Below are 6,763 nucleotides of genomic sequence, written 5' to 3'. Positions count from 1 at the left end.
GGAGCCCTCGGGCCCGGCCCCCCTCGTGCGTCACCCGCGACCGCGGCCGGGCGGGGCCGTGCGCACGTCAGTCGAGTTCGGCCAGCCGGCGCACGGCCGGGGCCACGAAACGCTCGATCCAGGCCGCGGGCTCGCCCAGCCGCGGAGCGAGGATCACGGTGTCGATGCCGAGCCCCGCGTAGCCGCGGATGTCGCGCAGGAAGGCGTCGAGGTCGCCCGTGGTGGCCGGTTCCCCGGTGTAGGCGATCGTCCTGCGGATCGTCGCGGGGTCGCGCCCCTCGGTCTCGCAGTGTCCGCGCAGCACGTCGAGCTTGTGCCGGATCTGCTCGGGCGACTCCGCGATCAGGTTGCAGGCGTCCGCGTACCGGGCCACCAGCCGCAGCGTCTTGCGCTCGCCGGTGCCGCCGATCATGATCTCCGGGTGCGGCGCGCTGACCGGCGCCGGTACACACAGGGTCTCGGCGAGCCGCATGCATGTCCGCCTCCGCCCACCCTGTTCTCCGCCGACCCCGACGACGCCAGGCCTTCGAGCGCTCTCCAGGGCAAGCGACACCGGGCGCGGCGGCGGGACCGGGCGGCGCCGGTCAGGTGTCGTTCATCGGAGAGACAAATCTTATTCATAGGGGTGCTGGCCGACCGCCTCGTCTGCCAGGGTGAAGCGATGCAGACCGCTTACCGAAGACTGCTGAAACTGATGCCCCGGCTGGGCCTTCAGGTGACCGATCTCGGCCCCGGCACCGCTGTGGTCTCCCGGCGCGGAGGGCGGATCCGGATCCCCCTGGGACCGGGCGCGGACGTGCTGGCCAGAGACAACGGCCGCTATACGGTGGCCGGTGCCGGCACGGACGCCTGGGTCATCCGGCGCCGTGCGTCGCGCGTCCAGCAGGAGCAGGGCGGCCCGGAGTCGACCACCGTCCGCCTCGGCGACAGCGGGGCGAGCCTGCTGCTGGACCCGGCGGCCGGGTCCGACGAACGCAAGCTGCAACTCGCGGCGGCCGAATACCTCTGCCACCAGCACGTGGCCGGGATGCTGGAGCTCTACGACGTCAACTGCGTGTTCGACGTGGGGGCCAACCGGGGCCAGTACGCCCGGCGGCTGCGCCGCTTCGGCTACACCGGCCGCATCGTCTCCTTCGAGCCGACCGCCGAGCACTTCGCCACGCTGGAGAAGGCCGCCGCGGACGACCCGGACTGGTGGGTGTACCACTGCGGCCTCGGCCGCGAGGACACCACGAGCACCATCCACACCGGCTGGAACACCATGAACTCCCTGCTCCCGCCCAGCGACTACGGCAAGGGCCGTTACGGCCGGTTCGCCACGACCGACACCGAGGAGATCCGGATCCGGCGCCTGGACTCGATGATGGAGAAGGCGCTCGACGGCATCGACACGCCCCGCCCGTTCCTGAAGATGGACACCCAGGGGTACGACCTGGAGGTGTTCGCCGGCGGCGGCGACCGCGTCGCGGAGTTCGTGGGACTCCAGTCGGAGGTCGCGTTGCTGCGCCTGTACGAGGGCAGCCCGCCGATGAACGAGGCGATCGGCGTCTACGAGGCCGCCGGCTTCGGGATCACCGGAATGTACCCGGTGACCCGCGAGGCCGACACCGGCCGCGTGATCGAGTTCGACTGCGTGATGATGCGCGCGGACGCCGCTCCCGGCAAGAGCTGACCGGGGCGGCGGCGCCCCCGGCGCGCGGGCGCGCCACGGCGGGCACCCCGGCAGGCGGACCTGCCGGGGTCAGCCCACCGGCGCGCCGCTCTGCGCGGTGCGCCGGGCGAGCAGCCGCAGGGCCAGCTCGCCCCACTGGAGGTTGGCGCGCTCCAGCGCCAGGCCCGCCTGAAGGGTGAGGTAGGGGCCGATGCGCTCGCCCGTACCGCAGTACTCCTCCTCGGTCCGTCCGGCCAGCAGCCGTTCCCGGGCGCGCTCGTAGCGGGCGAGTTTGGCGGCGGACCGTTCCGTGCGCCGTACGATCTCGGCGCGGACGGCGTCCGCGTCGCCCGGGTCGCCGAGATCGACGCACTGGACCTTGACCAGCAGTTCGTCCCGGATCGCCAGCGGCTTGGCGGAGCCCTCCGCGAGGAAGGCGCGGACGGCGCCGTACCCGGCCTCGGTGAGCGAGAAGAGCCGCTTGTTGGGCCGGTGCTCCTGTTCCACGACCCGTGCGGCGACGAGCCCCTCGCCCGCCATGCGGTCCAGCTCCCGGTAGATCTGCTGCGGGGTGGCCATCCAGAAGTTGGCGACCGAGGCCTCGAAGCCCTTCGCGAGGTCGTATCCGGACGCCTCACCCTCCAGGAGCGCGGCCATCACCGCGTTGCGCAGAGCCATGCGGTCGAACGTAACACCCGCCGATCGGTGGACGGGACGGCCGGGGCGAGGGCGCCGCGAAGGACGCGGGCGGGCGCGGGGCCCCCGCCGCGGGCCGGGCCGGGTCAGGCCGCGAGGCGCTCCACCACTCCCTTGGCCTTCACGACCGCGTCCTGGTGGGCGCGCTCGCGGGAGGCCTCGAACAGCGGGACCAGCTCGGCCATCGCCGGGTTCTGCGGGGCCATGGTGAGCTCGGGGACGATGAAGTCGACGTCCATGGCGAGCATGTCGCCCAGCAGGGCCTGCAGGTAGTTCTGCACGTACTCGTAGCCCTCGCGCGGGGTGCCGGGGCCGTAGGCGCCGCCGCGGCTGGCGACCACGGTCACGGGGGTGCCCTTGACCTTCGACTCCTCGGTCATGGCGGTGCGGCCGACCACGGCCACGTTGTCCAGCCACGCCTTGAGGGTCGAGGGGATCGAGAAGTTGTACATCGGGGCGCCGATCACCACCGCGTCGGCCTGCTCCAGCTCCTCCACCAGCCGGACGCGCTCGGCGAAGGCCGCCACCTGGGCGGGCGTGTGCGTGGCGGGGTCCGCGAAGGCGGCCGTGTGGGCGTCGGCGGTGATGTGCGCGACGGGGTGCGCGGCCAGGTCGCGGTAGATCACCTTGCCCTGCGGGTGCTGCTCCTCCCAGGTCCTGCGGAAGGCGTCCGTGACGGAACGGGAGGCGGACGCCTCGTTCGGGAACACGGACGAGTCGATGTGCAGCAACGTGGCCATGAGGGTCTCCAAAGGGGGTGGCGCCCACCCCGGAAGGTGGGCTGAAGTTTCGTGCCTACCTATGAATAACACAGTCACTTACTATTTTTCATCCCCGCACGGAGAGGCGGGTATCCTGAGCCCATGGCGATCGACGGGGTACAGCGCGAGGCGGCCCACGGCCAGGTCCACAGCCCGGCGGCCTGCTCGCAGGTGGACGACGGCATCACGCGCGTCTTCGGCCTGCTGGGCAAGAGGTGGACGGGACCGATCGTGTCCGTCCTGCTGAACGGCCCGACGTACTTCGCCGACCTGCGCCGGGCCATCCCCGGCATCAGCGAACGCATGCTGTCGGACCGGCTGACCGAGCTCGGCATCGCCGGGCTCGTCGTCCGCGAGGTCGACGAGGGCCCGCCGCTGCGGGTCTCCTACCGGCTCACCTCGGCCGGGGCGGCCCTGGAGCCCGCCCTGGAGGAACTGCGCCAGTGGGCCGAGGCGCATCTGCCGGACAAGGGGCCGTGCACGGGCCCGGACCAGGAGCCGTGCACGGACTGACGGACCCCGGCCCACGGGCGCACCGGCGGGCACGCACACGCCGACGCCGACGGGCGCGACGGCCCGGACCGCGACGAAGAGGGCGCCTTCCCGATGCGCGACGCACCGGGAAGGCGCCCTCGCCGCGTCCGCGCAGGGCGCCGCTCGCGCCTCGGCTCCGGGCGGCCGGGCCGGCACGCCGCCGCCCGCCGTCGCCGAGCCGCACGGGGCCCGGTCCGCGCGGTCGACGGCCGCTCACCATCCGCTCCCGCGTGGGACGTTCCGCCGGTGGGCCACCAGACGTTACCGTGCGGTAGACATCGCAGCCCCGAAGGAACACCCGAGGAATCCCGCAGCCGTCGTCGGCCGCCGTACCGACGCCGCGCAGTTCCCCAAGCCGTCCCGGAGGAGTCCCGAATGACGCTCGACCGTTCCGCCGGCCTGGCGGCGACCGCACGTGCGCTGGCCTGCGGGGAGGTGACCTCCCAGGCTCTCGTCGAGGACGCGCTCGCCCGGATCGGGGCCACCCGCAACACCCTCAACGCCTTCCGGATCGTGCGCACCCGGGCCGCGCTCGCCGAGGCCGCGGCCGCCGACGCGGAACTGGCCGCGGGCGTACGCCGTCCGCTGCTCGGGGTCCCGGTCGCCGTGAAGGACGACATGGACGTGGCGGGCGAGCCCACCGCGTTCGGCTGCCCGGGCGAGTTCCCGCCGGTCGCCGAGGACGGAGAGGCGGTACGAAGGCTGCGCGCGGCCGGAGCCGTAGTCATCGGCAAGACCAACACCTGCGAACTGGGACAGTGGCCGTTCACCGAGGGCCCCGCCTTCGGCGCGACCCGCAACCCGTGGAACCCGCAGCACACACCCGGCGGTTCGTCCGGGGGTTCCGCGGCCGCGGTCGCCGCCGGTCTGGTTCCGGCGGCGCTCGGCTCGGACGGCGCCGGCTCGGTGCGGATCCCGGCCTCCTGGACCCACCTCGTCGGCATCAAGCCGCAGCGCGGCCGCATCTCGACCTGGCCGCTCGGCGAGTCCTTCCAGGGCATCACGGTCAACGGCACCCTGGCCCGCACCGTCGCCGACGCCGCCCTGCTGCTGGACGCGGCCGCCGGGAACCATCCGCTCGACCCGCACCGGCCGCCCGGCCTCGACATCTCGGCGGCGGTGGGCCGCGACCCCGGCCGGCTGCGCATCGCGCTGTCCCTGAAGCCGCCGTTCACCGCGGTGCCCGCCCGGCTCCAGCCCCAGGTGCGCGCCCGGGTCGTCGAACTCGCCGAGCGGCTTGCCGTGTTGGGGCACACGGTCGAGGAGGCCGACCCGCCGTACGGCCGGATCGGGCTGGCCTTCCTGCCGCGCGCGACCGCCGGGATCGCCGAACGGGTCGCCACCGTGCCCTCCCCCGAACTGCTCGACCCGCGCACCCACGGCTCCGCGCGGCTCGGCCGGCTGCTCGGCGGGGCACCGCTGCGGGCGGCCCGACGTGCGGAAACGGTCCTGCACCGCCGTATCGGCGCGTTCTTCGAGACGTACGACGTGGTGCTGGCGCCGACCACCGCCACTCCCCCGCCCCGGGTCGGCGCCCTGCACGACCTGAGCGGACTGGCCACCGAGCGCGCCGTCATCGCCGCCTGCCCCTACGCCTGGCCGTGGAACGTGCTGGGCTGGCCCGGGGTCAACGTCCCCGCCGGGTTCGTCGACGAGGGCCTGCCGGTGGGGGCGCAGTTGCTCGGCCCGGCCCACAGCGAGCCGCTGCTGGTGTCGCTGGCCGCGCAGTTGGAGGCCGCCCTGCGCTGGCACGAGCGGTGGCCGGAACTCTCGGCCCTGGATTCCCCGGCGGCGTAAGGGCGTTGCGGCCGTAGAGCCTTCGGTCCGGACCTCTTAGGCTTTGAGCATGGACGACGCGTCGTTGGTGGGGCTGATGGGGCGGGTCACCGGGACGGTCGGCCCCGGGCTGGTCGGCGAGGTGATCGTCCGGGTGCGCGGCGGGGCTGAGCACTTCCTGGCGTACTCCGCCTCGGGCACCGAGCGGCTGGAGCGCGGCACCGTGGTCATGGTGGTGGAGCACCTGCCGCCGCGCACGGTCTACGTCACTGCCGTGTACGACAGTTGAGCCCGCACCGGCGCAGGTGAGAGCCCTGTGTGTCAAGGTTGCGACAAGGTTCCGTCAGCGTCTTCTCCCCGTGTCCGCGCAGGAGCACACTCCCTTCGTTCGGTGCCGAAAGGGCACCATTCAAAGGGGGCGTATGCCGATGTTCGTCGGCGTCGTAGCGGGGGCGGCGGTAGCCGCCGTCCTCGTGCTGGTCGGTGTTTTCAAGTTGATGTGGCGAGTTGCCGAGCCCAACGAGGCACTCATCATCTCCGGTTCCGCGCACCGGACCGAGGGGCTCGAAGCGGGGATGGGGTTCCGCATCGTCACGGGGCGCGGCACGCTGGTGCTGCCCGGCGTGCAGGCGGTGCGCAAGCTCTCGCTCGACCTGAACGAGACCGAGTTGCACGTGGACTGCGTGACCCACCAGGGCATTCCGCTCAAGGTGCGGGGCGTGGTCATCTTCAAGGTGGGCGACGACTTCGTGTCGATCGCCAACGCGGCACGCCGCTTCCTCGACCAGCAGAAGCTGATGTCGGAGCGGGTGCACATCGTCTTCGCCGGTCATCTGCGGTCCATCGTGGGCGGGTTGACGGTCGAGGACATGATCCGGGACCGGGACAAACTCACCGGGCAGACCCGGGCCGCCTGCGGCACGGAGATGGAGAAGCTCGGACTCATCGTCGACTCGTTGCAGATCCACGAGATCGAGGACCCGACCGGGTACATCCAGAACCTGGCGATGCCGCACGCCGCCGCCGTCCAGCGGGACGCGCGCATCGCGCAGGCGGAGGCGAACCGTCTCGCCACCGAGGCCGAGCAGCAGTCGTACGCGCGGATGGCGGAGGCCACCCGGGACAGCGAGATCCTCCAGGCCGGTTACCAGGCCGAACGCGACCACGCGGGGGCGAAGGCGCGGCAGGCCGGTCCGCTCGCCGACGCCGCTGCCCGGCAGGAGGTCGTCGTCCAGGAGACCCGGGTCGCGGAACTGGAGGCCAACCGCCGCGAGCAGCAGCTCCAGGCGGACATCCGCAAGCCCGCGGACGCCAGGGCGTACGAGAAGCGCACGCTGGCCGAGGC

The 6,763-nt window shown here is 73.0% G+C and carries 7 protein-coding genes and 1 pseudogene; 5 read left to right on the top strand and 3 right to left on the bottom strand.

Annotation, left to right across the window (positions count from 1 at the left end):
- Positions 1 to 67: 67 nt before the first annotated feature.
- Positions 68 to 478, bottom strand: a pseudogene (locus ABT085_RS41905) (LLM class flavin-dependent oxidoreductase); the annotation flags it as partial.
- Between the two features lie 183 nt (positions 479 to 661).
- Here ABT085_RS41905 and ABT085_RS41900 point away from each other — a divergent pair.
- A complete protein-coding gene (locus tag ABT085_RS41900) occupies positions 662 to 1,672 on the top strand; it encodes an FkbM family methyltransferase (protein ID WP_351621026.1) in 1,011 nt (336 codons plus the stop codon).
- 69 nt (positions 1,673 to 1,741) lie between these two features.
- Here ABT085_RS41900 and ABT085_RS41895 read toward each other — a convergent pair whose 3' ends face one another.
- Both ABT085_RS41895 and ABT085_RS41890 read right to left on the bottom strand, forming a co-directional pair.
- Positions 1,742 to 2,329: a PadR family transcriptional regulator gene (locus ABT085_RS41895; protein WP_351621023.1), complete on the bottom strand. Its 588-nt coding sequence runs from the start codon at positions 2,327 to 2,329 to the stop codon at positions 1,742 to 1,744.
- A gap of 104 nt (positions 2,330 to 2,433) precedes the next feature.
- Entirely contained in the window at positions 2,434 to 3,087 is a 654-nt protein-coding gene (locus ABT085_RS41890; RefSeq protein WP_351621020.1) for an FMN-dependent NADH-azoreductase, read from the bottom strand.
- Positions 3,088 to 3,210: 123 nt separating this feature from the next.
- On the opposite strand from ABT085_RS41890, the gene ABT085_RS41885 reads away from it, so the two are divergent.
- From ABT085_RS41885 to ABT085_RS41870, 4 genes are all read left to right on the top strand, one after another.
- On the top strand, positions 3,211 to 3,621 hold the full coding sequence (locus ABT085_RS41885; RefSeq protein WP_351621017.1) for a winged helix-turn-helix transcriptional regulator: 411 nt from the start codon (positions 3,211 to 3,213) through the stop codon (positions 3,619 to 3,621).
- 396 nt (positions 3,622 to 4,017) lie between these two features.
- A complete protein-coding gene (locus ABT085_RS41880; protein ID WP_351621014.1) occupies positions 4,018 to 5,439 on the top strand; it encodes an amidase in 1,422 nt (473 codons plus the stop codon).
- A 49-nt stretch (positions 5,440 to 5,488) separates the two neighbouring features.
- Positions 5,489 to 5,707, top strand: coding sequence for an NfeD C-terminal domain-containing protein (locus ABT085_RS41875; protein WP_351621012.1), 219 nt, complete (start codon positions 5,489 to 5,491; stop codon positions 5,705 to 5,707).
- A gap of 133 nt (positions 5,708 to 5,840) precedes the next feature.
- Positions 5,841 to 6,763, top strand: a 923-nt coding sequence (locus ABT085_RS41870; RefSeq protein WP_351621009.1) for an SPFH domain-containing protein, incomplete at its 3' end; no start/stop codon positions are given.

This window comes from Streptomyces sp. NPDC002265, from assembly GCF_040296125.1.
Lineage (GTDB): Bacteria > Actinomycetota > Actinomycetes > Streptomycetales > Streptomycetaceae > Streptomyces.
This window is presented reverse-complemented; position numbering and strand designations above follow the sequence as displayed.

What these genes read in the sequence shown, in the direction of transcription:
- ABT085_RS41900 (WP_351621026.1), top strand. Translation starts at nt 662, where the DNA reads ATGCAGACCGCTTACCGAAGACTGCTGAAACTGATGCCCCGGCTGGGC.
- ABT085_RS41895 (WP_351621023.1), bottom strand. Translation starts at nt 2,329, where the DNA reads ATGGCTCTGCGCAACGCGGTGATGGCCGCGCTCCTGGAGGGTGAGGCG.
- ABT085_RS41890 (WP_351621020.1), bottom strand. Translation starts at nt 3,087, where the DNA reads ATGGCCACGTTGCTGCACATCGACTCGTCCGTGTTCCCGAACGAGGCG.
- ABT085_RS41885 (WP_351621017.1), top strand. Translation starts at nt 3,211, where the DNA reads ATGGCGATCGACGGGGTACAGCGCGAGGCGGCCCACGGCCAGGTCCAC.
- ABT085_RS41880 (WP_351621014.1), top strand. Translation starts at nt 4,018, where the DNA reads ATGACGCTCGACCGTTCCGCCGGCCTGGCGGCGACCGCACGTGCGCTG.
- ABT085_RS41875 (WP_351621012.1), top strand. Translation starts at nt 5,489, where the DNA reads ATGGACGACGCGTCGTTGGTGGGGCTGATGGGGCGGGTCACCGGGACG.